Origin of the sequence: Serratia sp. HRI (genome assembly GCF_010119335.3) — a bacterium.
Taxonomy (GTDB): domain Bacteria; phylum Pseudomonadota; class Gammaproteobacteria; order Enterobacterales; family Enterobacteriaceae; genus Serratia; species Serratia nevei.
In genome coordinates this window covers 2324611-2351594 of sequence record NZ_CP083690.1, presented here as the reverse complement: position 1 = coordinate 2351594, position 26984 = coordinate 2324611, and the positions used below count along the sequence as shown (strand labels likewise).

The window sequence follows — 26984 nt, the reverse complement described above, 5'->3', positions numbered from 1 at the left end:
GTCCCCCTTTTTATGCGCTATCCCGGCACGGCCGGGCAAAGGAGATAACGCAGTGATCGGTGATTTTGACAGCATTCTGAGCGATGAAGAGGCCCAGCGGCTGGAGAGCGCGTTTCAGGCGCTGGGCGCGACGTCAGCGAACGGCGAACGGCCGGTGAGCGAAGCCGAAGAGCGGGCATGGTTTGCCCATCTGCAGCAGGGTGACGCACGCGGGCAGCGGGCGCTGGCCTGGCGCCTGACGGGAAAGGTGAATGTTGCCCAACTGACGGCGGCGCTGCAGGCGCTGGTGCGGGAAACGCCGGGCGTGGACGTGCGCTACGTTTTTGAGGACGAAAACGGTCTGGTGAAACGCCCCGCCGGCTCGGCGCCGTTGCCGGTGAGCCTTCGTCAGGTGGCGGACGAACAACACGCCATGGGTTGCCTGCTGCAGGCGCAGGCAACGCCGTTTGAACTGGAAAGCGAAGCGCCGCTGCGCTGCCTGCTGTTGCTCATGCCGGGCGATGCCGTGATTTTGGGCGTGGTCTTGCATGACATCCTGGCGGAAACGCTGCCGTGGCGCCACCTGCCGGCGATGCTGTCCGCCCGTTACAACGGGGATGCGATGCCTCTGTCTTTCGCGGTGGCGCCGGTCGAGCTGGCGGAAACCTCGGAGCCGCAGCTGCCGTGGGTGCGCCAGGCGGTCTCGCTGCAGGATTACCGCAGCCCGGCGCAGCGCGCTGAAGCCTTGCCGCCGGTGGGCTCGCGCGTGGTCACGCGCATTGCTCGCTCGCTGTTGCCCGCCAACGACACGCCGCGGGCCTTGCTGGCGGCGGTGGCGGCACGGTTTGCCGAGTTCGTCGCCGCGCAGGCCGGCGGCCAAGCGGTGCAGCTGTGCGTGCCGGCCGCAGAAACGGCGGAGTTCGTCGGCCTGGAGCTTGGCCTGACGGCGCCGCCGCTGATGCGCCTGACCGTGCAGCATGGCGAGAGCGATGTCGGGCAGCGGCTGCTGGCGCAGGCCGTGGCTGAACAGCCGGACCCGCAACGGGCGCAGCTGCTGGTGGCCTGGCGCGACGATCTGGCCGCAGAGTGGCGGCTGGAAGGCGTTCACACCGAACGCCTGTTGCTGCCGCCGCTGCATACGCTGTTTGAACTGGCGCTGCTGCTGGGCTTGCCGGAGGCAGAAACGCTGACGCTCGAGCTGGTCACCGACCCGCGCCTGTCTCCCCATGTGGCGCCTTTCCTGCTGGAGCAGTTCAGCGCGTTCCTGGCCGGGCAGCGGATTGCCGTCGCCTTGCCGGCGGCTGAGGCCGCTTCCCCGGCGATGGCCGCGCCGGCGGCGAACGGCGACGCGGACGAAAGCGTTGCACCGCTGATTTTGCAGGAGTTCCGTGAGGCGCTGGTGGCGCCGGAAATGACCCTGGATGAAGACTTCTTCGATCGCGGCGGCCATTCGCTGGTCGCTACCCGGGTGATCGGTCGCTTGCTGAGCCTGCATCAGATCGAAATCAACATTAACGATCTGTTCAGCCATCCGACGGCGCGCGGGTTGGCGGGCTACGCCAAACGCCTGAACGTCGCGCAGCCGAATGCCGCGGTGGCCACCGCCGACGACCATGATCGCGCGCAGGCGCCGCTGTCGCTGGCGCAGGAATCGCTGTGGAAGGTGTATGAAGCCTTTGGCCATGACGAGATTTTCAACCTGCCGTTCTCTCTGCGCTTCTTCGATGCGGTGGATGAAACGGCGCTGCGTCAGGCGTTTATCGACGTCATGACTCGCCATACCGTGCTGCGTTCACGCTTCGTCGAGCAGCAGGGCGAGGTGGTGCAGGTGGTGGTGCCGGCCGCCGAACTGTCGGACTACCAATGGTTCCGCTTCTCTCAGGAAACGCCGGCGGGCAACGCCGCCGCCCTGTTGGCCGATGCCGGCCAGCACCGGTTCGATCTGGCCGCCGAGCTGCCGCTGCGCGTCACGCTGCTGCGCGATGCGGACAACGGCCAACAGCTGCTGTCGCTGCTGTTCCACCATGTGGTGCTGGATGAATGGTCGCTCAACCTGATGATGGATGAGCTGGGCGTCGCCTATCGCCATCGCGTCGTCGGCCAGGCGCCGCAGTGGAGCGGGCAACCGCCGCAGTTCCACACTTTCGCCCGGCAGCAGCGGGCCTCCGGGGTGCAGCAGCAACATCTGGACTACTGGCTCGACGCGCTGCGCGGCGCGCCGGTCGGCCAGCCGATCTTCCGGCAAGAAGCGTCCACCCACCCGGCGGTGCCGGCACCGGCGGACGTCAACGGCGGCTGGCTGGAGTTCGAGGTCGATCCTGCCGTGGCGGAAGGCCTGTATCAGCTCGCCCGCCGCAACAACGCTTCGCTGTTCAACGTGGTGTATGCCGGGATTACCTCGGCGCTGCGCCTGCTCGGCGGCCCGGCGGATCTGCTGGTGGGCACCTCGACCTCCGGCCGTAACGACGCCGAGTTCTTCGATACCGTCGGCTACTTCACCACCGTAGTGGTGCACCGCGTGCGCTTCGACGAGGGGCTGACGGTGGCCGGGTTGGTCAGCCAGGTGAAAAACACCATCAACGGCTCGCTGCCGTACACCGATATTCCGATCGATCTGGTGGAGGAAGGGCTGTTCGGCGTGGACGCCGACCGCAAGAACCACATGTTTGAAGTGTTTATCCAGATCCACAGCCGCATCAAGCTGAACGGCGAGTTCCGGCTGCAGGACGGCAGCGCGATCGCCTACCGTCAGGTGGAGCCGGAGAAAGCCGAATCGCTGCTCGGCCTGCAGTTTGAGGTGATGGAAGACGATCTGGCCGGGAAGAAATCCCTGCGGGTGATGATGACCTACCGCCAGGACCACTACAGCCGGGAGCAGGCCCATCTGATCGCCGACGGCGTTCAGCACGTCTTTACCCAGTTTGCGCAGCACATCGCTGGCGATATCGCTCTGGCGGCGCTGCCGCCCGGGCCGCAGGCATGACGTTGTTTCACTCTAACCGAAAGCATGATTTTCAAGGAGATAAAAGGATGTCTGGAACCCTAGCAACCCCGCGCGCGTTACTGTCGCTGCTGGTGGCGGCCTCTCTGGTGGTCGCCGGCGCCGCGCAGGCGGACGATGTCGGCATCAAACCGCAGGACATCAAGCGCGAGGCGCTGTCATCGACGGTGGTGGAGATGGCCTACAGCACCTCGCAACAGGCGCTGTTCGTCAGCGCGCCGGACTGGAAGGAAGAGGCGCGCTCCCGCGTGCTGCGGCTGGATCCCAACACCCTGGCGATCAAGGCAGAGATCCCGCTGCAGGTGAAAGGCTTCGGCGTGGCGCTGAACGACGCGGGCAATCGCCTGTACCTGACGCAGGCTTTCAACGGCGAAGTCGGGGTGGTGGACACCACCACCAACCACGCGCTGGGCAGCATCAAGCTGCTGGACAAAGCGGTGCTGGAGCAGGCTTACAAGCAGGCGGGCATCAGCGGCAAGCGTCTGGATTTCCTGTTGGCGGAGCTGAAGAAGTTTAAAATCACCGAGGACTATCTGTACCGCCTCCGCGAGATCAAATATGACGCGCAAAGCGGCCGCCTGTTCCTGCCGGGTCTGGGCTTCGGCGTCGACAGCGTGCTGTACGTGGTCGATACCAAGGCCGGCAAGCTGGAGAAAGTGATCCCGGGCTTTGGCTACAACGCGGTGGGCATCACGCTGGATGAGAAGGGCCGCCGGGTGTTCGTCTCCAACATGCAGGGGCAGGTGATCACCCTGAACGCCGACACGCTGGCCATCACCGCTACGCACGAGGTGCAGGCCGATCAACTGCTGAATCTGGTGTATGACCCGGCGAGCAATCGCCTGCTGGGCGTCGATCAGGGCATCGATCGCGACGACTACCGCAACCATCATCTGGGGCACGACTACGTGAAGCGCAGCAGCGGTCACCGGGTGTTTGCGCTGGATGCGGACAGCGGCAAGGTGCTGGCCAGCGAGCTGACGGATGAGGTGCCGATCGGCCTGCTGCTCGATGAGCGCAGCCAGCGGCTGTATGTCGCCAACCGCAAAGGCGTGCGCGTGGATCACGGCGCCGGGACGCTGACGGTGTTCGACGCCAAGACGCTCAAGCGCCTGCAAACCGTAGACCTGCCGCCGCACCCTAACAGCCTGGCGTTGGATCCGAAAGGCGACGCGCTGTTCGTGACGGTGAAAAACGACGGTGCCTCCACCAAGGCCGGCAAGCCGGAAAGCGTGGTGCGCATTCAGCTGCATACCAACTAACTGAATATAAATATAAAAAAGGGCGCCTCGGCGCCCTTTCTAGTGGCTGACAAAGGAGGAAAAAGCGTGGTTTTTCCTCCTTTGTGGTTATCAGCCGAAAATCAATGAATTGATTTTCCTTGTTTTCTATCTGTCGCCTAATGAAAGCCCGGCAACGTCATCCGCTTTGTCATTTACCTCAAGGGGTGCTGAGCACCCCTTTGTCGTTGGGTCATGTCATCAGAAGTGGGTGTTGATGCTCATGTAGTAGGTACGGCCCGGTTCGTTGTAGGTGGCCGCACCCGCGCCGGCGATATTGACATCACCGGTGTTCGGATTGCCGACGTTCTGCGCGTTGCCGGCGCGGAACTGGCGTTTGTCGAACAGGTTGTCGATGCCGGCGGTGACGCTGACGTTTTTGGTCAGGTCATAGGTCGCGCTGGCGCCGACGACGGCGTAAGGGCTGACTTCATGGGTTTCGCTGCCGGTGGCCGGTTTACCCTGGTAGTTGTACTTCTTCGGCTTCTGACGGCCGTACCAGGTCAGGGTGGACTGCATCGACAGATCCTGCGTGGCCTGCCAGCTGAGGGTCGAGTTGACGGTGAACTTCGGGATCACCGACAGGTAGTCGCCGGTGGTCTTGTTCTTGTTCTCGATCATGTAGGTGGCGTTGTTGCTCCAGGTGACGGTCTCGCTGACCGGCACGTTCAGCGAGCCTTCCAGCCCCTGCACCACCGCTTTCGGTACGTTCTCCCACTGGTAGACTGGCGTGCCGGTGCTGCTGGTGGCGATGCGAGAAGTGCCCGCTTCAATCTTGTTGTGATAATCGTTGCGGAAGTAGGTCACGCCGGCCAGCCAGCCTTCGTTATGGAACTCCAGCCCGATCTCTTTGTTGACGCTGGTCTCCGCCTTCAGATCGTCGTTGCCCAGCAGGTAGCAGCCTTTCTTGATATCTCCGGCCGTACAGCCTTGACCCGCGCTGTATAACACGTAGTTGCCGTTAGTCTGGAATAGGTTGGGTGCCTTGTAAGAACGCGCGATACCCATTTTCAGCGTGAAGTAGTCGCCCAGCTCCTGCGACAGGTTCAGCGCCGGGCTCCAGTTGTTACCGGATTCTGAATGCAGATCGTAACGCAGGCCCGGCGTCAGCATGGTGGTGTCGGTCAGCTCAATGTTGTCTTCGGCGAACAGCGAGAAGATATGCGCGGAGGCATAAGGGTTGCGATTTTTGCTGGATACGCCTTCAATGGCTCCCCCGGTTTTAGCCCCTTCAAGCGCTTGTGCGATAGAAGAGCCGTCCTTCATCCGTTGCTGGCTCCACTCGGTGCCCAGGGTGGCGGTCTGTGAAACGCCCAGCTCAAACGGCACGCTGACTTCGCTGTGCGCCAGGAAGTCGTCCAGCTTGGTAGTGCCGAACCCAGTATTGTTGACATCGAAGATACCTTCGGTGCCGCCGGCCAGCCCTTCGTTTATACGGGTGTTACGGGTGCGCTCGAACTGCACGTAGTTGTTGGTGCTCACGCCGTTGTCCCAGGCGCCGCGATGGGTCAGGCCGAAGGTTTCACGGTAGATGCGGTTGGTCTCTTTGCCGTAGTTATTCTGCACCAGGGCATTGGTGTTGGTGTTTTGGGTATCGCCGGCGTACAGGTTGCCCTGGCGGCCGTAGGCGTACTCGAATTCCAGCGACTGCAGATGGGCGAAGTCCCAGTGCAGCAGGGCGTCGATGTTTTTATCGACCACCCCTTCGCGCCCTGCAGGAACGCTGTTGGCGTAGGTGCCTACGCGTTCGGATTTATGCGATTCGTTAATGTCCCAGGCGTCGGCCTGCGTTTTGCTGTAACCGCCGAACAGGCGGAAGCTCAGGGAATCGCTCAGCGGGCCGGACAGGCTGAAGTCGGTGCGCTTGGTGGCGCCCTCCTGCTTGTGCTGCGGCACGTTGAAGTAGCCGTTCAGCGAGCCGTGCAGCGCATCGCCGGCCTTCTTGGTGATGATGTTGACCACGCCGCCCGCGGCGCCGTTGCCATAGCGCGCTGCGGCAGGGCCGCGCAGCACTTCGATGCGTTCGATCATTTCCGGCGGCACCCAGGCGGTATCGCCGCGCGAGTCGCGCTCGCCGCGCCAACCCTGGCGTACCGAGTTGCGGCTGGAGGCCGGCTTGCCGTCGATCAGAATCAGGGTGTTTTCCGGGCCCATGCCGCGGATATCGATCTGGCGATTGTTGCCGCGCTGGCCGCTGGTGGAGTTACCGGTCAGGTTAACCCCGGGCATGGTGCGGATCAGTTCGCTGATGTCGCGCGCCGGCGGGCGTTTTTTGATCTCTTCGGCGGTGATGGTGGATACCCCCGGCGCCTGCAGGTTTTGCCGGGCGGCGGTCACGACGATGGTGTCTTCGCCGCGCGGCTTTTTATCCGTGGTGCCGCTGTTTTCTTCCGTGGTGGGGGTGTCGGTCTGCTGTGCGGCGTTGGCGAACGCGGTCGCGCCCAATCCCAAGCCGATAAGAGTGGCTAAAGAATAACGTGATAGCTTGCTTTTCATCTGAGTGTCCTACCTTGCTGCCATCCCTCGCCGAACGGGGGGAAGGGCGGTTGTAGTTTTTGTGTAGTCGGAAATAGAAAATCGGCTGCGGCAAGGGATGCCATTGATGTATCCCCGATCCCTGTCCGTTGCGCGCAATACCAGCACGATCTCCAAGCCTTACACACTATTGCAAATGCAAATTATTATCAATAGTATTTGGCGTACAGTGCGTTCGGGCGGTGGCCGGCGATAGGGAAAGGTCGATGTTCCCGGTGCCGCCAACTACAAAATGGGTAGGCGTTGTGAATACAGAACTACAGTCAGAAAGCAGCAGATTATTGGCCAGCAGCAATGCGGGCAGTCCAGGGTGGTGGTTGACGGTGGCACGACGCGGTACGCCATGGGTAGAACCGGCGGGTAACGGACGCTGGCGAGCCACCTTTTTCTGGCGCGATCCTCAGGGATGCGAATTGACCTCCGCCTACCGTCGCGTGTGGATCAACATCAACTGCCTGACCGACCACCATCAGCCGAATCCGCCGCAAAGCCTGCAGCGTTTGGCCGGCACCGACGTGTGGTACTGGCAGACCGAGCTGAGCGGCGCCTGGCGCGGCAGCTACTGCTTTATCCCTTGCTTTGACGAGCGGCCGCCGGCGTTCAGCGGCGACGATGCGCACGCCAACATGCACAACCTGCGCCACTGGTGGCACCAGGTGTTCGCCAGCGCCACCCCCGATCTGCTCAACCCGTATCGCTCCTGGCAAAGCGCCAGCGGCCACAGCGTCTCCGGTCTGCATATGCCGGATGCGCCACCGCAGCCGGTATGGCGCTCGTTCGACGAGTACGAGATCGCCAGCGGGCGCTGTACGCCACCGCTGCCGGCGCGTTTGCAGCGCCATACCTGGCAAAGCGAGCGCCTGGGCAACAGCCGCGACGTCTGGATCTACACCACCGGCGACAGCAAGCCGGCCGAGCGTCCGTTGGCTATCCTGCTCGACGGCCAGTTCTGGGCGAAGCAGATGCCGGTTTGGGAGCCACTGATGCAGCTGACCCGCGAAGGGGCATTGCCGGAAGCGGTGTATGTGCTGATCGACATTATCGATCTGCCGCACCGGTCGCGCGAACTGACCTGTAAGGACGACTTCTGGCTGGCGGTGCAGGAAGAACTGATGCCGCAGCTGGCCGACTGGGCGCCGCACAGCGGCAAACCGGCCGATACGGTGGTGGCGGGGCAAAGCTTTGGCGGCCTGGCTTCCCTGTATGCCGGGCTGCGCTGGCCGCAGCGCTTCGGCGCGGTGATCGCTCAGTCCGGTTCCTACTGGTGGCCGCGGCGCGACATGCTGCAGCTGCCGAGCATTCCCGACGATGCCTGTTGGCTGATGCAGCAGGTGGAACGGCACGGCCTGGGCAACCACGGCGCGCTGAAGGTATTTATGGAAGCCGGTTCGCAGGAAAAGCTGGTGCACCGGGTCAGCGGCGAAATGGCGGCGCGCCTGAGCGACGCCGGCCATCGGGTGCACTACCGGGTGGTGGAAGGCGGGCACGACGCGCTGTGCTGGCGCAGCGGCCTGACCGACGGGCTGCAGGCGGTCTGGGCTTCCGCTTTCGCCACCGCTTATCCGGCATCGGCGACGGCAACGGCACGAGGAACACATGATGGAAAGCCTGAATCCGTTCGATGATCCACAGCAGCGCAGCCTGGTGCTGCGCAACGTACAACAACAATACAGTTTGTGGCCGGATTTCCGCGCCATTCCGTCCGAGTGGACGATCGTCTTCGGCCCGGCGGCGCGCAACGCGTGCGCCGAGTGGCTGGAACAGCATTGGCAAGACATTCTGCCGGTCGCAGCACGCGAGGCGTGACCGGCGCCAGGTAATCACGGGAGCAATAAGCAGTGTCACACACCCCTAACTCTCTCAGCGGCCCGGCGCTTGCGGGCGAATGGCCGCTGGTCGCGGCGCAACCCGGCATCTGGGTCGCCGATCAAATTTCCCCGCATCGCAATGCCTACGCGGTGGCCCACGCCATCGAACTCAACGGCCCCGTCGCCGTGGAACTCTTGCTGCAGGCCATCCTCCAGGGCTTGGGCGAGGTGGACATGCTGCGCCTGCGTTTTGCGGAACGCGACGGCGTGCCGGTGCAATGGTGGGATAACACGCTGGCGGTGCACGAGCCGGAACTTGTCGATCTGACGACGTCGCCGGACCCCGAAGCCGCTGCGCGCGCGCTGATGGACATCGATCTGGCGAGCGATTTGCGCGCCGGCAGCGGCGCGCCGCTGTATCGCCATGTGGTGATGCGCCTCGCGGATGACCGCTGGTTTTGGTATCAGCGCTATCACCATCTGCTGGTGGACGGTTTCAGCTTCACCGCCATCGCTCGCCGCGTGGCAGCGATATACACCCATCTTTGCCGCGGCGACGCGCTGGAACCGACGCCTTTCACGGCGTTCAGCGACGTGGTGGCGGAATACCAGGCTTACCGGGAGGCGCCGGCCTGGCAGCGCGACGCCGATTTCTGGCTCGAAAAAGCGCGGCAGCTGCCGCCGCCGGCCACGCTCTGCCCGCAGCCGCTGGCCGGGCAAACCCCCACGCCGCGCATCCATCGATTGGAACAGCGCTGCGATCCGCAGGCCTTCGCCGAACTGGTGCAGTGCGGCGCGCAGCAGAAGCTGAACGCCGCCGATATGGCGGTGGCGCTGCTGGCGTTGTGGGTATCGCGCCTGAGCGGCCAACCGAGCTTCAGCGCCGGTTTTATCTTCATGCGCCGTACCGGATCGGCCGCCCTGTGCGCCGCCGGCCCGGTGATCAACGTGCTGCCGATGGAAATGCACCTTGAGCCGCAGGCCACGCTGTATGAGGCCGCCGCCCGCATCAGCCGCGAGCTGAAAACGGTGCGCCGCCATCAGCGCTACGACGCCGAACAGGTGCAGCGCGATCTGGGGCGCATCGGCGACGGCGAACCGCTGTACGGCACGGTCTTCAACTTCAAAATGTTCGATTACCAGCTGGATTTCGCCGGTATCGAAGGCATCACCCACGATCTGGCCTCCGGGCCGGTGCGCGATCTGGAGATTGCGCTGTTTATCGACGAACACCATCAGCTGAAGGTGGAGCTGCTGGCCAACGCCGAGCGTTACAGCCGCCAGGAACTGCAGGCGTACCTGCAGCGGCTGCCGCTGCTGCTGGCGCAGTTCGCCGCGCAGGCAGCGTTGCCGATCGGCGAAGCCGATATGCTGACCGTCGACGATCACGCGCTGCTGGCGCGGGTCAACGACACGGCGCACCCGGTACCGGCGACCACGCTGAGCCAGCTGCTGGCGCAGCAGGCGCAAACCACGCCGGACGCGCCGGCGCTGGCGGATGCGCATTTCAGCTTCACCTACCGCGAAACGCGCGAGCAGGTTACGGCGCTGGCGCGCGAGCTGGTGGCGCTGGGCGTGCGGCCGGGCGACATCGTGGCGGTGGCGCTGCCGCGTTCGGTGTTCCTGTCGCTGGCGTTGATGGCGATCGTGGAAGCGGGCGCCGCCTATCTGCCGTTGGACACCGGTTATCCGGACGAGCGGCTGGCGATGATGCTGGAAGACGCCGCGCCGCGGCTGGTCATCACCAACCCGGCGCAGCAGGCGCGTTTCGCCGACAAGGGCGAAATCTTGCTGTATGACGCGCCGCTGGCGGCCGATCACGCCGCCGGGGTGGCGATCGCGGGCCCGACGCCGGACCATGCGGCCTATATCATCTTTACCTCCGGCTCCACCGGGCGCCCGAAAGGCGTGCTGGTCGGCCATCAGGCGATCGTCAACCGCTTGCTGTGGATGCAGCACCAGTATCCTCTGGGGGCGGACGACGCGGTGCTGCAGAAAACGCCGTGCAGTTTCGACGTCTCGGTGTGGGAATTCTTCTGGCCGCTGATGGTCGGCGCCCGGCTGGTGATGGCGCCGCCGGAGGCGCATCGCGACCCGCAGCAGCTGCAACAGCTGATCGCACAACATCGCATTACCACGCTGCACTTCGTGCCGTCGATGCTGGCGGCTTTCGTGGCCGCCCTGGACGACGACGCGGCGGTGGCGAGCTGCGCCGCGCTGCGCCAGGTGTTCTGCAGCGGCGAAGCGCTGCCGGCGGAGCTGTGCCGCCTGTGGCAAAGCCGCACGGCGGTGCCGTTGCACAACCTCTACGGCCCGACCGAAGCGGCGGTGGACGTGACCTGGCATCCGGCCTACGGCGAGGCGCTGGCGAAGGTGACCGGCGCCAACGTGCCGATCGGTCTGCCGGTATGGAATACCGGGCTGCGCATTCTTGACGCGCGCCTGCGGCCGGTGCCGCCGGGCGTGGCGGGCGATCTGTATCTGACCGGCGTGCAGCTGGCACACGGCTACCTTGGCCGACCGGATCTGACCGCCAGCCGCTTTGTCGCCGATCCGTTCGGCGAGGGCGGGCGCATGTACCGCACCGGAGACGTGGCGCGCTGGCTGCCGGACGGCGCGGTGGAATATTTGGGCCGCAGCGACGATCAGCTGAAGATCCGCGGGCAGCGTATCGAGCTGAGTGAAATCGACCATGCCTTGCTGTCGCTGCCGGGCGTGCGCCAGGCGGTGACGCACGCGCTGGTGCTGCAGGGCACGCCGGTGGATGCCGGCGGCGATGCGCGCCAGCTGGTGGGCTATCTGGTGATGCAGCCTGGCGCGAACTGGGATGCGGAAGCCCTGCGCGCGGCGCTGGCCGACCGTCTGCCGCCGCACATGGTGCCGGTGGCGCTGGTGGAAATGAGTGATTTGCCGCTGAGCGCCAACGGCAAGCTGGATCGCAAGGCCTTGCCGCAGCCGCAGGGCGGTGAACGCAAGGCAGGACGGCCGTCGCAGGCCGGGCTGGAAAGCGAGATCGCGGCGGTGTTCGCCCGCTTGCTGCAGCGCGAGCAGGTGTTCGCCGACGACGATTTCTTCGCGCTCGGCGGCCATTCGCTGCTGGCGATGCGGCTGGCGGCGGAGCTGCGTCGCGATCTGGGCAAGGCGGTGTCCGTCGGCCAGGTGATGGTGGCGTCGCGCGTTGAGCAGTTGGCTGCCTTGCTGGCGGAAGATCGCACGCAGGAAGAGGCCGATCGCAGCGGCTTCGACAGCGTATTGCCGCTGCGCGTCACCGAGGGGCCGACGCTGTTCTGTCTGCATCCGGCGTCCGGTTTCTCCTGGCAGTTCAGCGTATTGCCGCGCTATCTCGATCAGCACTGGTCGCTGGTCGGCATTCAGTCGCCTCGGCCGGACGGCCCGCTGGCGCTGAGCGAAGATATGGATCAGGTGGTGGATGCCCACCTGCAGACGGTGTTGCAGGTACAGCCGCACGGGCCGTACCACTTCATCGGCTACTCGCTGGGCGGCACGCTGGCGCAGGGCATCGCCGCCCGGCTGCAGGCGCGCGGCGAGCAGGTGGCGTTCCTCGGCCTGCTGGATACCTATCCGCCGGAGACCCAAAACTGGGACGTGATGCTGGACGACAACGTGTTGAAGGAAGTGCAGCGCGAGCGCGAGCAGTTCCTGGCGGTGTCGCAGGATACGCTCGATCCGGCGCTGGGCGAGACGCGCACGGCGATGTTCGACAATATCGAAGCCAACTACGCCGATTCGGTGCGGTTGCTGTCGCACACGCGCACCGCCCGTTTCCGCGGCCAGGCGACGCTGTTCGTCGCCAAACGCACGCTGCAGGAAGGGATGGACGTGCAGCAGACCTGGTCGCAGTACGTCGATGCGCTGCAGGCGCACGAGCTGGACTGCGCGCATGTCGATATCGTTTCGCCGGCGTCGTTCAAAGTGTTGGGGCCGCTGCTGAACCGGATCTTGCGCACGCTGTAATCGCGCCCGTCATCTCGCCGCCAGGCACGGGGATGACCCCGCGTGTGGCGGCGTTTTTTGCGGTTGCTCACAGTTGAATATCAATGAGTTTTATTATCATTATTGATTTCGCCATCTGTGCTAGCATAGCGCCCCGCAACTGCAGAATCCCCGTTTAAAGATGTGGTGAACAACCGATGAGTAGCAAACCCTCCATCCTGCTTGATTTTAGCCTGCTGAAAACCAACCGGGCTTTCCGCGCGGTGTTCTGCGCGCGCTTTATTTCCATTGTGGCGCTGGGACTGATGGCGATCGCCATTCCGGTGCAGATCCAGGCGCTGACCGGCTCCACCCTGCAGGTCGGTTTGGCGGTGACGCTGGCCGGCGGCGGCATGTTCGCCGGGCTGCTGATGGGCGGCGTGCTGGCGGATCGCTATGAGCGGCGCCGGCTGATCCTGTTCGCGCGCTCTACCTGCGGCGTCGGCTTCGTCGGCCTGTGCCTCAACGCCATGCTGCCGTCGCCTTCGCTGGCGGCCATCTATCTGCTGGCGGTGTGGGACGGTTTCTTCGGCGCGGTGGGGGTCACGGCGCTGCTGGCGGCTACGCCGGCGCTGGTGGGCCGCGAAAACATCGTGCAGGCGGGCGCCATCAGCATGCTGACGGTGCGCTTCGGCTCGATTCTTTCCCCGGCGATTGGCGGCCTGGTGATTGCCCATATGGGCATTGCCTGGAACTACGGCCTGGCGGCGTTTGGCACCCTGTTGACGCTGCTGCCGCTGCTGAGCCTGCCGCAGCTGATGCCGCCGCCGCAGCCGCGTGAACACCCGCTGCGCGCGTTGGCGGGCGGCTTCGCCTTCCTGTTCCAGAACAAGGTGATCGGCATGGTGGCGCTGATCGGCGCGCTGCTGACCATGGCCAGCGCGGTGCGCGTACTGTACCCGGCGATGGCGGCAAGCTGGCACATCGACGCTGCCCACCTCGGTTATATGTACGCCGCCGTGCCGCTCGGCGCGGCCATCGGTGCGTTCACCAGCGGGCGCGTGGCGCACGTGGCGCGCCCCGGCTGGGTGATGCTGCTGACGGCGATCGCGGCGTTCGCCGCCATTGGCCTGTTCGGCCTGATGCCGTGGTACAGCCTGGCGTTGCTGTGCCTGGTGGCGTTCGGCTACCTGAGCGCGCTGAACTCGCTGCTGCAATACGGCCTGATCCAGAGCCTGACGCCGGACAACTTCCTCGGCCGCATCAACGGCCTGTGGACGGCGCAGAACGTGGTGGGCGATGCGCTGGGCGCATTGCTGCTGGGGGCGATGGGCGCCTTCATGCTGCCGGCGATGAGCGCCAGCGGTTTCGGCTTCGGCGCGGCGGTGCTCGGCATCCTGTTGCTGTTCGCCATGACCGGTTTGCGCCAGGTCACGCTGCACAAACCGGAGCCACAGCCCGCCACAGAAAAGTAGTCGAACGCGTTAAGACAACGCTGTGGGATCAAATAGCAATGCTTATCATCGGCATGCGTAAAACCCACAGCGTTTATGTCATGATTTCGAAATGAAAGAAGTGCTTACGTTTATTGACATAGCAAATATCGGCGAGTAATTTAGCGCGGAATCAACTCAAATGATAATCATTATTATATTGGTTATCACTTCAAATTCTTGAGGGCGAAGCGATGGTTACTGCCGTGAACGACATCAATCGAAAGGAAATGCAGGAGCGCGAAGAACACCGGTTCGCCGCTGATTTTTCTCCGGCGTCGGGCTTCTTCTTTACCTCTCCTTTCCGCAGCTTGACCACCACCGGTTGTTTCAGCCGCATTCGCCTGCCGGCCGCAGACGGCGCCGACCTGAACGGCGAGTTCCAGCGCAGCGTACGGCGGGCGTTTGCCGAGGCCCGTCAGGCCGGCATCAAAAAACCGCTGCTGTGCGGCGCCATCCCGTTCGATACCCGGCAGCCTTCGGCGCTGTTTATTCCGCAGCAGAGCCGCTGGTTCGATCGCGCCGCCTTTATGGCCGGCGTTCGGCCGGCGGCGAACTGCCCTGAACTGGCCGGCGTGACGGAGCTGCCGCCGCAGCAGCCGTTTATGAAGATGGTCAGCGACGCCGTCGACGCGATGAAGGCCGGTGAGCTGGATAAAGTGGTCTTGTCACGCCTGCTGGAGATTGAAACGCGCCAGCCGGTGGATCGCCATGCGCTGATGGCGCGTGTGATTGCCCAGAACCCGCACGGTTTCCATTTCCATGTGCCGCTGGAGCAGGGCGCGCTGTTGGGCGCCAGCCCGGAGCTGTTGCTGCGCCAGGACGGCGGCCGTTTCTATTCCAATCCGCTGGCCGGTTCCGCCCGGCGCGAGGCCGACCCGCAGCGCGATCGCGAAGTGGGAGAGCGGCTGATGGCTTCGGCGAAGGATCGCCACGAGCATCGCATCGTCACCGAAAGCATGCGTGACGTGCTGGCCGGCCGCTGTCGCTACCTGAACGTGCCGCACACCCCTGAATTGTTGACCACCACGACGCTGTGGCATCTCTCTACACCGATCGACGGCGAGGCGGCGTCTCCAGACGAAAATGCCCTGTCGCTGGCTTGCTTGCTGCACCCGACGCCGGCGCTGTGCGGCATGCCGACGGCCGAGGCGCACGCCCTGATCGGCAAGCTGGAGCCGTTCGATCGCGGCCTGTTCGGCGGCATCGTCGGCTGGTGCGACGATGAAGGCAACGGCGAGTGGGTCGTGACTATCCGCTGCGGCACCGTTGACGGTAACCGGGTGCGGCTGTTCGCCGGCGCCGGCATCGTGGAAGACTCTTCACCCGAATCTGAATGGCATGAAACAGGCACCAAACTCAGCACCATTCTGCGTGCCTTTGGTATGAATCAAGGATAACGACAAGATGAGCATTGCCTTTACCCCCTGGCCGGCGGAGTTCGCCAGCCGCTATCGCGAACGCGGCTACTGGACTGACAAGCCGCTGACCGAGATCCTCGACCGCCAGGCCAACAACGACGCCCCGGCGATTATCGACGCCCAGGGCAGCCTGACCTACCGCGAGCTGCAGCAGCGTTCCGATCGCCTGGCGGCCGCTCTGCTGCGCCGCGGCGTGAAATCCGGCGACACCGCGTTGGTCCAGCTGGGCAACGTGGCGGAGTTCTATATCGTGTTCTTCGCGCTGCTGAAAATTGGCGTGGCGCCGGTCAACGCGCTGTTCAGCCATCAGCGCAGCGAGCTGAACGCCTATGCCGAGCAGATCAAACCGGCGCTGCTGATCGCCGATCGCCAGCACGGGCTGTTTGCCGACGATCAATTCCTGAACGCCTTCCGCGATGCGCATCCTTCGCTGCGGGTCGTGGCGCTGCGCAGCCAGCCCGAGGGCGAGCTGGCGCTGGCCGCCTGGCTGGACGAAGCGAGCGACGGTTTCGTCGCGCAGCCTTCCGTGGCCGATCAGGTGGCGTTCTTCCAGCTTTCCGGCGGCAGCACCGGTACACCGAAGCTGATCCCGCGCACCCACAATGATTACTACTACAGCATTCGCCGCAGCGTGGAGATCTGCCGTTTCGACGCGCAGACCCGCTATCTGTGCGCGTTGCCGGTGGCGCACAACTACCCGATGAGTTCGCCGGGCGTACTGGGCGTGTTTTATGGCGCCGGGCTGGTGGTGTTCGCCGCCGATCCGGACGCCGGGCAGTGCTTCCGCCTGATCGAACAGCACCAAATCAACGTGACGGCGCTGGTGCCGCCGGCGGTCACGCTGTGGCTGCAGGCGATCGAAGAGTGGGGCGGCAATGCCCAACTCGCCAGCCTGAAATTGCTGCAGGTGGGCGGCGCCAAGCTGGGCGAAACGCTGGCGGCGCGCATTCAGAACGAAATCGGCTGCCAACTGCAGCAGGTGTTCGGCATGGCGGAAGGGCTGGTGAACTACACCCGGCTGGACGACGACGAACGCCACATCCTGACGACGCAAGGGCGGCCGATGTCGCCGGACGACGAAGTGTGGGTGGCGGATGACGACGGCAATCCGTTGCCGGCGGGCGAGGTCGGGCGGTTGATGACGCGCGGGCCTTATACCTTCCGCGGTTACTACCAGAGCCCGGCGCACAACGCCGACGCCTTCGACGCCGACGGTTTCTACTGCTCCGGCGATCTGATCAGCATCAGCGAAGACGGCTACATCACCGTGCAGGGGCGGCAGAAAGATCAGATCAACCGCGGCGGAGAGAAGATCGCCGCCGAGGAGATCGAGAACCTGCTGCTGCGTCATCCGGACGTGATCAACACCGCGCTGGTGTCGATGCCGGACGCGCTGATGGGGGAGAAGAGCTGCGCCTATATCATCGCCAACGCGCCGCTGAAGCCGGTGGTGCTGCGTCGCCACCTGCGCGAGCAGGGCGTGGCGGATTTCAAACTGCCGGATCGCTTTATTCAGGTGGACAGCCTGCCGCTGACCCCGGTCGGCAAAGTGGACAAAAAACGGCTGCGCCAGCAGCTCGACGCGCAACTACAGACTCAGGCTCAGGGAGATTAATCGATGGCCATTCCAAAACTTAATGATTACGCGCTGCCGACGGCGGACGAACTGCCGCAAAATAAAGTCACCTGGCAGGTAGAACCGCAGCGCGCCGCGCTGCTGATCCACGACATGCAGCAGTATTTCCTCAATTTCTGGGGCGAAGACAGCGCGCTGATTAAACAGGTGGTGGAGAACATCGCCAACCTGCGCCGCTACTGCAAACAGCAGGGCATTCCGGTGTTCTATACCGCGCAGCCGAACCAGCAGAGCGATGAAGATCGCGCGCTGTTGAATGACATGTGGGGGCCGGGTCTGAACAAACACCCCGAGCAGCAGGCGGTGACCGCCGCGCTGGCGCCGGACGAAGACGACACGGTGCTGGTGAAATGGCGCTACAGCGCCTTCCACCGCTCGCCGCTGCAGGAGATCCTGCAGGAGTCCGGCCGCGATCAGCTGATTATCTGCGGCGTGTATGCGCACATCGGCTGCCTGACCACCGCCATCGACGCCTTCATGCGCAACATCCAGCCGTTCATGGTGGCCGACGGCCTGGCGGACTTCTCGCGCGACGAACACCTGATGGCGCTGCGTTACACCGCCGGCCGCTGCGGCCGGGTGGTGACCACCGCGTCTCTGTTGCCGGCTGCCGGTATCGCCAGCATCGATGCGCTGCGTCAGCAGATCCTGCCGCTGCTTGACGAAGACAGCGAAGACATGGGCAACGATGAGAACCTGATCGATTACGGTCTGGATTCGGTGCGCATCATGGAGCTGGCGACCCGCTGGCGCAAGATCCGCGGCGACATCGACTTTATCGCGCTGGCGCGCAACCCGACCATCGACAGCTGGTGGGCGCTGCTTTCCGAAGAGAAAGCCTGATTTTAATAACGAGAGAGGGCGGCCGAGTGGCCGCCCCGTTGGCTCTATAAGGAGATTTTGATGAATACTTTGATCACCAAGGGAAAACGTGCGGCATTCCCGCTGATGCTGCTGTCCACGCTGCTGTTCTCCAATACGCTGCTGGCGCAGACCGCGCCGGAAGTGCTGCGCAAGCCGGTTGGCAAGGGCGCCTATGAAATGGCCTACAGCCCGAGCGAGAACGCGCTCTACCTGGCGACGTCGCAGAGCCGCAAGCTGGACAAGGGCGGCATCGTTTACCGTCTGGATCCGACCACGCTGGACGTGACCCAAATTATCCATAACGACATCAAACCGTTCGGCGCCGCCGTCAACGCCAAGACCGGCACGCTGTTCTTCGGTAACACCGTCAATAACTCGGTGACCGCCATCGACGCCAAGACCGGCGACGTGAAAGGCCGCCTGGTGCTGGACGCGCGCAAGCGTTCCGAGACCGTCAAGCCGTTGGCGCCGCGCGAACTGGTGGCGGATGCCGACAGCGATACCCTGTACATCACCGGGCTGGGTGAATCCAGCGTGGTGTGGGTGGTGGACGGCAAGGATCTGACCCTGCGCGCCACCGTGACCGACACCGGCAAATACGGCACCGGCCTGGCGCTGGACGCCGCCGCCAAGCGCCTGTACGTCACCAACGCCGACGGCGAGCTGGTGACCATCGACACCCAATCCAACAAGGTGCTGTCGCGCAAAAAGCTGGATGAGTCCAAAGAGCACTTCTTCCTGAACATCAGCCTGGATACCGCTACCCATCGCGCGTTCATCACCGATTCCAAGCAGCCGCAGGTGCTGGTGGTGGATACCCGCAACGGCAACATCCTGAGCAAGATCGACGTGCCGGAATCGCTGGCGGTGCTGTTCAACCCGGCGCGCAATGAAGTTTACGTCACCCATCGCCAGGCGGGCGAAGTGAGCGTAATCGACGCCAAGAGCTACAAGGTACTGAACACCATCAAGACGCCGACCCACCCGAACAGCCTGGCGCTGTCGCCGGACGGCCAGACGCTGTACGTCAGCGTCAAGCAGGCTTCCAGCCGCGAGAAAGAAGCCACCGCGCCGGACGACGTGATCCGCGTAGCGCTGAAGTAATCCCGCGCAGGATAAGCGCACACCGAACAGGCGAAGCGGCGACGCTCCGCCTGTTTTTTTTCGCCCCAGGATCTGCGGTATAAAGAGTGCATTGATCCGTTAATCTGAAGGAACGTTGGTTATGCCCGCCTCGCGCACCCCGCTGTTGTTGTCCATTATCACCCTGCTGCTGCTGGCCGCGCTGATCCACAGCGCCATCCGCCCTTACGATCGCACCACCTGGCTGATGGAGGTGGCGCCGGTTTTGATCGCCTTGCCGCTGCTGTGGCTGACCCATCGCCGTTATCCGCTGACGCCGCTGCTCTATACGCTGATTTTCTTCCATGCGCTGATCCTGATTTTCGGCGGCATGTACAGCTACGCCCGCGTGCCGCTGGGGTTTGAGGTGCAGCAGTGGCTGGATCTTGGCCGCAACCCGTACGACAAACTGGGGCATTTCTTCCAGGGGCTGGTGCCGGCGCTGGTGGCGCGCGAGATCCTGCTGCGCGGCGGCTATGTGCAGGGCCGCAAGATGCTGGGCTTTGTGGTGTGCTGCATCGCGCTGGCCATCAGTGCCGTGTATGAGCTGATCGAATGGTGGGCGGCGCTGGCGCTGGGCCAGGGCGCCGACGAGTTTCTCGGCACCCAGGGCGACCCGTGGGATACCCAGTCCGACATGTTCTGCGCCTTGCTCGGCGCGCTATGTGGCTTGCTGCTGTTCGCCGGCTGGCAAGACCGGCAAATTCGCCGCCTGCGCCGATAAACTTTGGCAACAAAGGCGTGGCTGACGGGAGCCGCATTTAATCGCGTTTACCGCCGGTTCAGCGTATTTGTGCTATATCATGGGTTCGGAACGGCTGTTTGAATGCGAGACTGAGTTTGATCACTACCCCCCTATCCCGAAAAGAGTATGCAGTATGGATGTCGTTAACGATAGGGCTCAGCTTTACGTGGCTAAATCTTTTGGATCTCTATAACAACGACACGTTGTTCTTTCAGAAGTTAACGATTTCCGTCATCAATAACACCTCGTTCGCCGACGTTATCGCCTCTTACCTAAGGCTGATTCTGTATCTTCCTTTCGGGTTGTTGGCGATCGTGCTGACGCTGTTGTTTTGCGCCCAGCGGCTATGCGATACCCGGCTCTTCGTGCTCGCCTGGCCTATTTCTCTGGCGGTCTTCTTGGTCTTTTGGTTTGTTAACGTCGCTTTCCCCGGGCATCTCAATCTGGTGTTGGCCGCTAAATCTTGCGTACTGGCAGTGATTGGGCTGGTTCCGCCGAGGAAACGAGAGCGCGAATAATCGAACGCAGTGCGATGGAGAGTCCGTACTCCAGAAAGCGAAAAACCCGCCATAGGCGGGTTCTTCTGAATAGGGCGACCGGACTCGGACAACCGGCGCTGGCGCCGCGTTGAACAGCGCTTTAGCGTTGGCCCGCAGGGTGAGGCCTTAAGGCCGAATAATCGAACGCAGTGCGATGGAGAGTCCGTACTTCAGAAAGCGAAAAACCCAGCCATAGGCGGGTTCTTCTGAATAGGGCGACCGGACTCGGACAACCGGCGCTGGCGCCGCGTTGAACAGCGCTTTAGCGTTGGCCCGCAGGGTGAGGCCTTAAGGCCGAATAATCGAACGCAGTTCGATGGAGAGTCCGTACTCCAGAAAGCGAAAAACCCAGCCATAGGCTGGGTTCTCTGAATATGGTGCCCGGACTCGGAATCGAACCAAGGACACGGGGATTTTCAATCCCCTGCTCTACCGACTGAGCTATCCGGGCAACGGGCAGCATTAAACCGTATTGGCCGATGGCCGTCAACGGCTTTATGCGTGAAAGACGTTAAAACGCCTCCGGTTGCTGGCTTTTCAGGCAAAGGGCGCAAAAAATGCGCCTGTTCCGGCTATCGCCTTGGGCTGGCGGCGCCGCAAGCGCGGTTTGCTCAGCTCAGCGCCCCGTTGCGGCGGCACTGTGCCACCTGCAAGATGTCTTCCGCCAACCGTTTGGCGACCGATACGTCCTGGAGCTGGCGTTTTACCAGCAGTTTGCTCAGGCAGCCTTCCTGAATCAATTCCATTTGCTGCGCCACCATGTCGGCGTCGTCGGCGTCCATTTCGCGCAGCAGTTCGCGGGTCAGCTCCAGCGAGGTCAGCTTTTGCTGCTCCGCCAACTGATGGATCGGGTGATCCGTTTCCGGGAAGAAGCTGCAGGCAGCGATAAACAGGCAGCCGGGGTAGCGGTCTTGCTGCACGTATTCCGCCAGCACGTCATAGCGCGCCAGCAGCTTTTGCTGCGGGCTCAGGTTCTCATCCAGCAGCAGCTGGCGGCGCCAGGTGTCGATCTGCTGGCCGTGGTAGCGCAGGCAGTCGTACAGCAGCGCTTCGCGATCCGGCCAGAACCGTTTGAGATCGCCGGGCTGAACGTCGAGTTTTTCCGCCAGCATCTCTAATGTGGCGGTCGCCAGGCCCTGTTGTTCCAACAGGCCCAGCGCGTTATCAAGGACGTGTTCACGTTGCACTTGTGCTTCCTCCTCTTCAGTTCAGATCCTCAGTGTTATTTATTATACCCGTCATCTTTCGAGCCGCAGCGTTGTTGGCTGCTCACCGTTATTCGGCCCCTCCATGGGCCTCACCCCTTGCGGAGCCACTGTAGGCAGTGTTCAAATCTGCTCCCGGCAGATTTGTCACCCCAGTCACTTACTTTAGTAAGCTCCTGGGGACTCCTGTGCTTGCCGCCTAGCTGCAACTCGAAAGCTATAGGGTATATCACATCACTTTCTGCAAATGCGCGTTGAAGGCTTCCGCCTTCATAAAACCGGTGACCCGCTGGGCCGTCAGCTCCTGGCCCGCCGGATCGAAGAACAGGATCGTCGGCAATCCCAGCACCTGCAGATGCTTCAGCAGCGCCGCCTGTTCCGCACCGTTGGCGGTGACGTCCGCCTGCAGCAGCACCGCGTTGGCCAGGCTCGCCTGCACCGCCGCATCGCTGAAGGTGTATTTCTCAAACTCTTTACAGGCCACGCACCAGTCGGCGTACAGGTCCAGCATCACCGGCTTGCCCCGCGCCTGCTGCAGCGCCAGATCTAACTGCTCGACGTTGTTGATGCGGGTAAAAGTCAGGTGCGGCTGAGCCGCCTGCTGCGCCTGATCGGCGCCGAAGGCCCAGTCCTGCAACGGCCGCGCGGCGATCACCGCCGCCGCCAGCAGAAGCAGTTGCAGGACGCGTGCCCAGCCGCGCGCGCTTCTCAGGCTCAGGGCGAAGGCCCAACCGAAGAACGCCAGGCCGAGCAGGCTCCACAGGCGCAGGCCCCACAGATCGCCGATCACCCGCTCCAGCAGGAACACCGGCAGCGCCAGAATGACGAAGCCGAAGGCCTCTTTCACATACTGCATCCACGGGCCGCTGCGCGGCAGCAGGCGGTTGCCGAACAGGGTGACGATCACCAGCGGAATGCCCATCCCCAGCGCGTACAGGTACAGCGTGCCGCCGCCGGCCCACAGGTTACCGCTCTGGGCGATATACAGCAGGATGGCGCTGAGCGGCGCGGTGGTGCAGGGCGAGCAAATCAGCCCGGCCAGGGCGCCCATCAGGAACACGCCGGTCAGCGAGCCGCCGCGCTGGGTGTTGCTCCAGCTCGCCAGCCGGGTTTGCAGCGCCGAGGGCAGCTGCAGGGAATAGAGGCCGAACATCGACAGCGCCAGCGCGATAAACAGCACCGACAGGCCGATCAGCACGTAAGGGTGCTGCAGTGCCGCCTGGAACTGCAGACCGGCGGCGGCCACCACCAGCCCCAGCAGGGTGTAGGTGAGCGCCATGCCCTGCACGTAAACCACCGCCAGCGCCAGAATGCGGCCGCTGCTTTGCGGCCGGTCGCGGCCGAGGATGATGCCGGAGATCAGCGGGTACATCGGCAGCACGCACGGGGTGAAGGCAATGCCGATGCCGATCAGCAGCGCCCACAGCGGCGAGAACGGCAGGCTGGCCGGCGTAGCGGGCTGTTCGGTTGGTGCAGTGTTAACCGCCGGGAGCGGGGCGGCCGTGCCGGCGCTGACCGCGTCCAGCGGGATGATCCGGGTTTCCGGCGGATAGCAGAAGCCTGCCTCGGCGCAGCCCTGATAGGTGACGCTGAGGCTGGCGTTGGCCGCCGCCTGTTGCAGCGGCACCTGCAGATTCAGCTGCTGTTTGAAAATCGCCACTTCGCCGAAGAACTCGTCCTTGTGGCTCAACCCTGCGGGCAGGGTAAAGGCGCCGAGCGTCGCCTGCTGCGGCACCAGTTTGATCTGCTGGCGATACAGGTAGTAGCCGGGGCGGATCTGCCAGTTCAGCGTTACCTGGCTGCCTTGCTGTTTGAAATCGAAGGCGAAGGCCTGATCGACAGGCACGAACTGGCTGCCGCCCTTCGGCGCGAACAGCGAAGCCTGCGCCGCCTGGGGCAGGAAGAACAGGCTGCACAGCAGCAAAATCAGTTTAAGGAAGCGTTGATCCATAACAGGTAGTCTTTATCTCCGGCCATCACCGGCAGCACCAGCAGCTCGGGCGTCTGGTAAGGGTGATGTTGTTTCAGGGTGTCGAGCAGGGCCTGCTGACGGCGGCGATCGCTTTTGAACAGCATCTGCACTTCATATTCCTGTTCCAGTTTCCCTTCCCAGTAATACAGCGAGGTAGCGCCGGGCAGCAGCGTGGCGCAGGCCGCCAGCTTATCGCCCAAGACCCGCGCCGCCAGTTCCTGGGCGCTGGCTTCATCGGGTGCGGTACAGAGTATGACGACAGCTTCGCAATCAGACATCTTCAGCCCTCTCATCGGTTCGAATGGGCACTATACCCTGAAGGCGGATTGGCTAGAAGGCGAGTTTATCGCCAGAAGGAAAACCGGGGCCGCAGCCCCGGTCGAAGCGTTACAGCATGATGCTGCCGAGCAGGAAGCCGAATACCACGGCGAAGATCACGCCCATGGTGCCGGGAATGAAGAACGGATGGTTGAACACGAAGCGGCCGATGCGCGTGGTGCCGGTATCGTCCATCTGCACCGCGGCGACCAGCGTCGGGTAGGTTGGCAGGATGAACAGGCCGGAGACGGCGGCGAAGGAGGCGACGGCGGTCAGCGGCGATACGTTCAGCGCCAGCGCCATCGGCATCAGCGCCTTGGCGGTAGCGGCCTGCGAGTACAGCAGCGCCGAGCAGAAGAAGAAGATCACCGCCAGCAGCCACGGGTGCGCCTGAATGACGCTGCCGGCCGTCTCTTTGATCCAGTCGATGTTGGCCTGCACGAAGGTATCGCCCAGCCAGGCGACGCCGAGGATACAAATACAGGCGCTCATGCCGGCCTTGAAGGTGCTGGAGTTCAGCACCATGTCGGTGTCGACGCGGCACAGCAGGGTGGTCAGCGTGGCGACGCTCAGCATGATGATCAGGATGGCGTTGGTGGTGTTCATCAGCGGCTTGGCCACCAGGCCCAGGCCCGGGCTGTTGATGATGGCGTAGGCGACCACGCACAGCACGCCCAGCAGGAACAGCAGCACCGAGGCTTTGGCGCGCGGTTTGATCGCCAGCGCGTTGTTGCCGCGCAGGGTGATCAGGCCTTCTTCCAGGCGTTTCAGGTACACCGGATCGTTAGACAGTTTGGAGTCGAACAGCCAGGTCACCAGCAGCGACATCACCAGCACGGCGCAGAAGGTGGACGGGATCACCACCATCAGCAGGTGCAGGTAGCTGACGCCGTGGCCTTCCATCACCGAAGACATATACACCACCGCGGCGGAGATCGGCGAGGCGGTGATGGCGATCTGGGCGGACACCACGGCGGTCGACAGCGGGCGGCAAGGCTTGATGCCCTGTTCTTTCGCCACTTCGGCGATCACCGGCAGCGCCGAGAGCGAGATGTTGCCGGTGCCGGCGAAGATGGTCAGGAAGTAGGTGACGATAGGAGCGAGAATGGTGATGTGCTTGGGGTTCTTGCGCAGCAGCTTTTCGGTCTGCTGCACCAGATAGTCCATCCCCCCGGCGACCTGCATCGCGGAGATCGCCGCGATCACCGCCATGATGATGGAGATGACGTCGAAGGGAATGCTGCCCGGCTTGACGCCGATCAGCGCCAGGACCAGAACGCCCAATCCCCCCGCGAACCCGATACCGATACCGCCCAACCTGGCCCCTAAAAAGATGGCCAGCAGAACGATAACCAATTCCAAGGCTAGCATAGTGTTTACTCCTTAAAATGAGATTTCCCGTCATCCTTGAAACTGCATCGGTGTTGGCTGCGAGCGCTCACCCCAGTCACTTACTTGAGTAAGCTCCTGGGGACTTGCGCGCTTGCCGCCTTGATGCAGTCCCAATGATTTAGGGTGTAAATTGAAAATAAAACGTTAAAATTTTGTGGGCGCCGGAAAGTAAAAAGGCACGCTATCCAGAGGATTTAGCGTGCCTTTCAGGGCTACCGGGTAGGTCTGTTATTGTTCATTTTCATCCGTATAGCGTTTGGCTTTATAGGCCGGGTGCATCAGGTTCTCCACGGAGAAGATGTCATCCAGCTCGGCTTCGGTCAGCAGGCCGCGTTCCAGCACCACTTCACGCACGCTCTTGCCGGTTTCTGCACAGATCTTCCCGACGATGTCACCGTTATGGTGGCCGATGAACGGGTTCAGATAGGTGACGATACCGATCGAGTTGAAGACGTAGTGTTCGCAGACTTCTTTATTCGCGGTGATGCCGTTAATGCATTTTTCCAGCAGGTTGTAGCAGGCGTTGGTCAGGATGTGGATCGACTCGAACATCGCCTGGCCGATCACCGGCTCCATCACGTTCAGCTGCAGCTGGCCCGCTTCGGCCGCCATGGTAACGCAAGTGTCGTTGCCAATCACCTTGAAACACACCTGATTGACCACTTCCGGCACTACCGGGTTCACTTTGGCCGGCATGATGGACGATCCCGCCTGCAGCTCAGGCAGGTTGATTTCGTTCAGGCCGGCGCGCGGGCCGGAGGAGAGCAGCCGCAGGTCGTTGCAGATTTTGGACAGTTTCACCGCCAGGCGTTTGAGCGCGCTGTGCACCATCACGTAGGCGCCGCAGTCGGAGGTGGCCTCGATCAGGTCTTCCGCCGGCACCACCGGCAGGCCGCTGACTTCCGCCAGTTTTTGCACTGCCAGCGGCTGATAGCCTTCCGGGGTGTTGAGCGCGGTGCCGATGGCGGTGGCGCCCAGGTTCACTTCCAGCAGCAGCTCCGCGGTGCGGTGCAGGTTGCGGGTCTCTTCGTTCAGCAGCACGCTGAAGGCGTGGAACTCCTGGCCGAGGGTCATCGGCACTGCGTCCTGCAGCTGGGTGCGGCCCATTTTCAGGATGGTTTCGAACTCTTTCGCCTTGCGGTCGAAGCCTTCGCGCAGCTGGTTGATGGCATCGATCAGTTTCTGGTTGGAGGCGTACACCGCGATGCGGAACCCGGTCGGGTAGGCGTCGTTGGTGGACTGGCACTTATTGAGGTGATCGTTCGGGTTCAGGTACTGGTATTCGCCTTTTTGGTGGCCCATCAGTTCCAGGCCGATGTTCGCCAGCACTTCGTTGGTGTTCATGTTCAGCGAGGTGCCTGCGCCGCCCTGGAACACGTCCACCGGGAACTGATCCATGCATTTGCCTTTATCCAGCACCTCGTCGCAGGCCTGGATGATCACGTCGGCGATTTTGCGCGGGATGGCTTTGAGTTCTTTGTTGGCCATCGCCGCGGCCTTTTTCACCATCACCATGCCGCGAACGAACTCGGGGACATCGCTGATTTTGCTGTTGCTGATGTAGAAGTTTTCAATCGCACGCAGAGTGTGAACTCCGTAGTAAGCGTCTGCGGGGACTTCACGTGTTCCTAACAGGTCTTCTTCGATACGAATGTTGTTTGACATGAGAACCTTCTCTATGTGTTGCTGCCGAATTAATAATTTGTCAGGTCAAGGCTAGTAAGGGCACAGCCTAAATTAA

The 26984-nt window shown here is 63.0% G+C and carries 18 protein-coding genes and 1 tRNA gene; 12 read left to right on the top strand and 7 right to left on the bottom strand.

Annotated elements, in window-relative coordinates; genetic code table 11:
• Positions 1-52 precede the first annotated feature (52 nt).
• Positions 53-2962 (top strand): condensation domain-containing protein, encoded by a 2910-nt coding sequence (locus GF111_RS11375; protein WP_147190227.1) that lies wholly within the window; start codon positions 53-55, stop codon positions 2960-2962.
• 47 nt (positions 2963-3009) lie between these two features.
• Positions 3010-4242: a YncE family protein gene (locus GF111_RS11370; protein ID WP_038879328.1), complete on the top strand. Its 1233-nt coding sequence runs from the start codon at positions 3010-3012 to the stop codon at positions 4240-4242.
• A 219-nt stretch (positions 4243-4461) separates the two neighbouring features.
• Here the strand turns inward: GF111_RS11370 and GF111_RS11365 are convergent, their stop codons facing one another.
• Positions 4462-6756 (bottom strand): TonB-dependent siderophore receptor, encoded by a 2295-nt coding sequence (locus GF111_RS11365; RefSeq protein WP_055317486.1) that lies wholly within the window; start codon positions 6754-6756, stop codon positions 4462-4464.
• Positions 6757-7040: 284 nt separating this feature from the next.
• Here GF111_RS11365 and fes point away from each other — a divergent pair, with 284 nt between their 5' ends.
• The 10 genes from fes (at position 7041) to GF111_RS11315 (ending at position 20335) form a co-directional block, all read left to right on the top strand.
• Positions 7041-8420: an enterochelin esterase gene (gene fes / locus GF111_RS11360; RefSeq protein WP_164491938.1), complete on the top strand. Its 1380-nt coding sequence runs from the start codon at positions 7041-7043 to the stop codon at positions 8418-8420.
• Positions 8395-8601, top strand: a complete 207-nt coding sequence (locus GF111_RS11355; RefSeq protein WP_038879323.1) for an MbtH family protein — start codon at positions 8395-8397, stop codon at positions 8599-8601. The genes fes and GF111_RS11355 overlap by 26 nt, the downstream gene beginning before the upstream one ends.
• A gap of 32 nt (positions 8602-8633) precedes the next feature.
• Positions 8634-12578 carry an enterobactin synthase subunit F gene (locus tag GF111_RS11350; RefSeq protein ID WP_224217839.1) on the top strand — a complete coding sequence of 1315 codons (3945 nt, stop codon included), beginning with the start codon at positions 8634-8636 and terminating at the stop codon, positions 12576-12578.
• Positions 12579-12754: 176 nt separating this feature from the next.
• On the top strand, positions 12755-14011 hold the full coding sequence (gene entS, locus GF111_RS11345; protein WP_110610717.1) for an enterobactin transporter EntS: 1257 nt from the start codon (positions 12755-12757) through the stop codon (positions 14009-14011).
• 212 nt (positions 14012-14223) lie between these two features.
• Positions 14224-15429 carry an isochorismate synthase gene (locus tag GF111_RS11340; protein ID WP_038879314.1) on the top strand — a complete coding sequence of 402 codons (1206 nt, stop codon included), beginning with the start codon at positions 14224-14226 and terminating at the stop codon, positions 15427-15429.
• 7 nt (positions 15430-15436) lie between these two features.
• Positions 15437-17065 carry a (2,3-dihydroxybenzoyl)adenylate synthase gene (locus tag GF111_RS11335; protein ID WP_038879311.1) on the top strand — a complete coding sequence of 543 codons (1629 nt, stop codon included), beginning with the start codon at positions 15437-15439 and terminating at the stop codon, positions 17063-17065.
• A gap of 3 nt (positions 17066-17068) precedes the next feature.
• Entirely contained in the window at positions 17069-17929 is an 861-nt protein-coding gene (locus GF111_RS11330) for an isochorismatase (protein WP_004930014.1), read from the top strand.
• A 105-nt stretch (positions 17930-18034) separates the two neighbouring features.
• Positions 18035-19054, top strand: coding sequence for a PQQ-binding-like beta-propeller repeat protein (locus GF111_RS11325; protein ID WP_369916763.1), 1020 nt, complete (start codon positions 18035-18037; stop codon positions 19052-19054).
• A gap of 121 nt (positions 19055-19175) precedes the next feature.
• Positions 19176-19796: a DUF2238 domain-containing protein gene (locus tag GF111_RS11320; RefSeq protein WP_038879304.1), complete on the top strand. Its 621-nt coding sequence runs from the start codon at positions 19176-19178 to the stop codon at positions 19794-19796.
• 158 nt (positions 19797-19954) lie between these two features.
• A complete protein-coding gene (locus tag GF111_RS11315) occupies positions 19955-20335 on the top strand; it encodes a hypothetical protein (protein WP_038879301.1) in 381 nt (126 codons plus the stop codon).
• Positions 20336-20731: 396 nt separating this feature from the next.
• Here GF111_RS11315 and GF111_RS11310 read toward each other — a convergent pair.
• The 6 genes from GF111_RS11310 to aspA form a co-directional block, all read right to left on the bottom strand.
• Positions 20732-20807 (bottom strand) — tRNA-Phe (locus tag GF111_RS11310).
• Positions 20808-20967: 160 nt separating this feature from the next.
• The gene (locus GF111_RS11305; protein WP_047729309.1) at positions 20968-21543 is read right to left on the bottom strand and encodes a transcriptional regulator; all 576 of its coding nucleotides are present in this window, start codon (positions 21541-21543) and stop codon (positions 20968-20970) included.
• Positions 21544-21790: 247 nt separating this feature from the next.
• Positions 21791-23512 (bottom strand): protein-disulfide reductase DsbD, encoded by a 1722-nt coding sequence (locus tag GF111_RS11300; RefSeq protein ID WP_047729307.1) that lies wholly within the window; start codon positions 23510-23512, stop codon positions 21791-21793.
• Positions 23488-23811: a divalent cation tolerance protein CutA gene (cutA, locus tag GF111_RS11295; RefSeq protein ID WP_004929657.1), complete on the bottom strand. Its 324-nt coding sequence runs from the start codon at positions 23809-23811 to the stop codon at positions 23488-23490. Before cutA ends, GF111_RS11300 begins: the two co-directional genes overlap by 25 nt.
• A 109-nt stretch (positions 23812-23920) precedes the next feature.
• Positions 23921-25222 (bottom strand): anaerobic C4-dicarboxylate transporter, encoded by a 1302-nt coding sequence (locus GF111_RS11290; protein WP_038879248.1) that lies wholly within the window; start codon positions 25220-25222, stop codon positions 23921-23923.
• A 249-nt stretch (positions 25223-25471) separates the two neighbouring features.
• Positions 25472-26908, bottom strand: coding sequence for an aspartate ammonia-lyase (aspA, locus tag GF111_RS11285; RefSeq protein WP_147190231.1), 1437 nt, complete (start codon positions 26906-26908; stop codon positions 25472-25474).
• Between the last annotated feature and the right edge of the window lie 76 nt (positions 26909-26984).

Bases quoted from the DNA above. Each gene is read 5' to 3' on its own strand.
- GF111_RS11370 (WP_038879328.1), top strand. From the start codon at position 3,010: ATGTCTGGAACCCTAGCAACCCCGCGCGCGTTACTGTCGCTGCTGGTG.
- GF111_RS11365 (WP_055317486.1), bottom strand. From the start codon at position 6,756: ATGAAAAGCAAGCTATCACGTTATTCTTTAGCCACTCTTATCGGCTTG.
- GF111_RS11355 (WP_038879323.1), top strand. From the start codon at position 8,395: ATGGAAAGCCTGAATCCGTTCGATGATCCACAGCAGCGCAGCCTGGTG.
- entS (WP_110610717.1), top strand. From the start codon at position 12,755: ATGAGTAGCAAACCCTCCATCCTGCTTGATTTTAGCCTGCTGAAAACC.
- GF111_RS11340 (WP_038879314.1), top strand. From the start codon at position 14,224: ATGGTTACTGCCGTGAACGACATCAATCGAAAGGAAATGCAGGAGCGC.
- GF111_RS11335 (WP_038879311.1), top strand. From the start codon at position 15,437: ATGAGCATTGCCTTTACCCCCTGGCCGGCGGAGTTCGCCAGCCGCTAT.
- GF111_RS11330 (WP_004930014.1), top strand. From the start codon at position 17,069: ATGGCCATTCCAAAACTTAATGATTACGCGCTGCCGACGGCGGACGAA.
- GF111_RS11325 (WP_369916763.1), top strand. From the start codon at position 18,035: ATGCTGCTGTCCACGCTGCTGTTCTCCAATACGCTGCTGGCGCAGACC.
- GF111_RS11320 (WP_038879304.1), top strand. From the start codon at position 19,176: ATGCCCGCCTCGCGCACCCCGCTGTTGTTGTCCATTATCACCCTGCTG.
- GF111_RS11315 (WP_038879301.1), top strand. From the start codon at position 19,955: ATGTCGTTAACGATAGGGCTCAGCTTTACGTGGCTAAATCTTTTGGAT.
- GF111_RS11300 (WP_047729307.1), bottom strand. From the start codon at position 23,512: ATGGATCAACGCTTCCTTAAACTGATTTTGCTGCTGTGCAGCCTGTTC.
- cutA (WP_004929657.1), bottom strand. From the start codon at position 23,811: ATGTCTGATTGCGAAGCTGTCGTCATACTCTGTACCGCACCCGATGAA.
- GF111_RS11290 (WP_038879248.1), bottom strand. From the start codon at position 25,222: ATGCTAGCCTTGGAATTGGTTATCGTTCTGCTGGCCATCTTTTTAGGG.
- aspA (WP_147190231.1), bottom strand. From the start codon at position 26,908: ATGTCAAACAACATTCGTATCGAAGAAGACCTGTTAGGAACACGTGAA.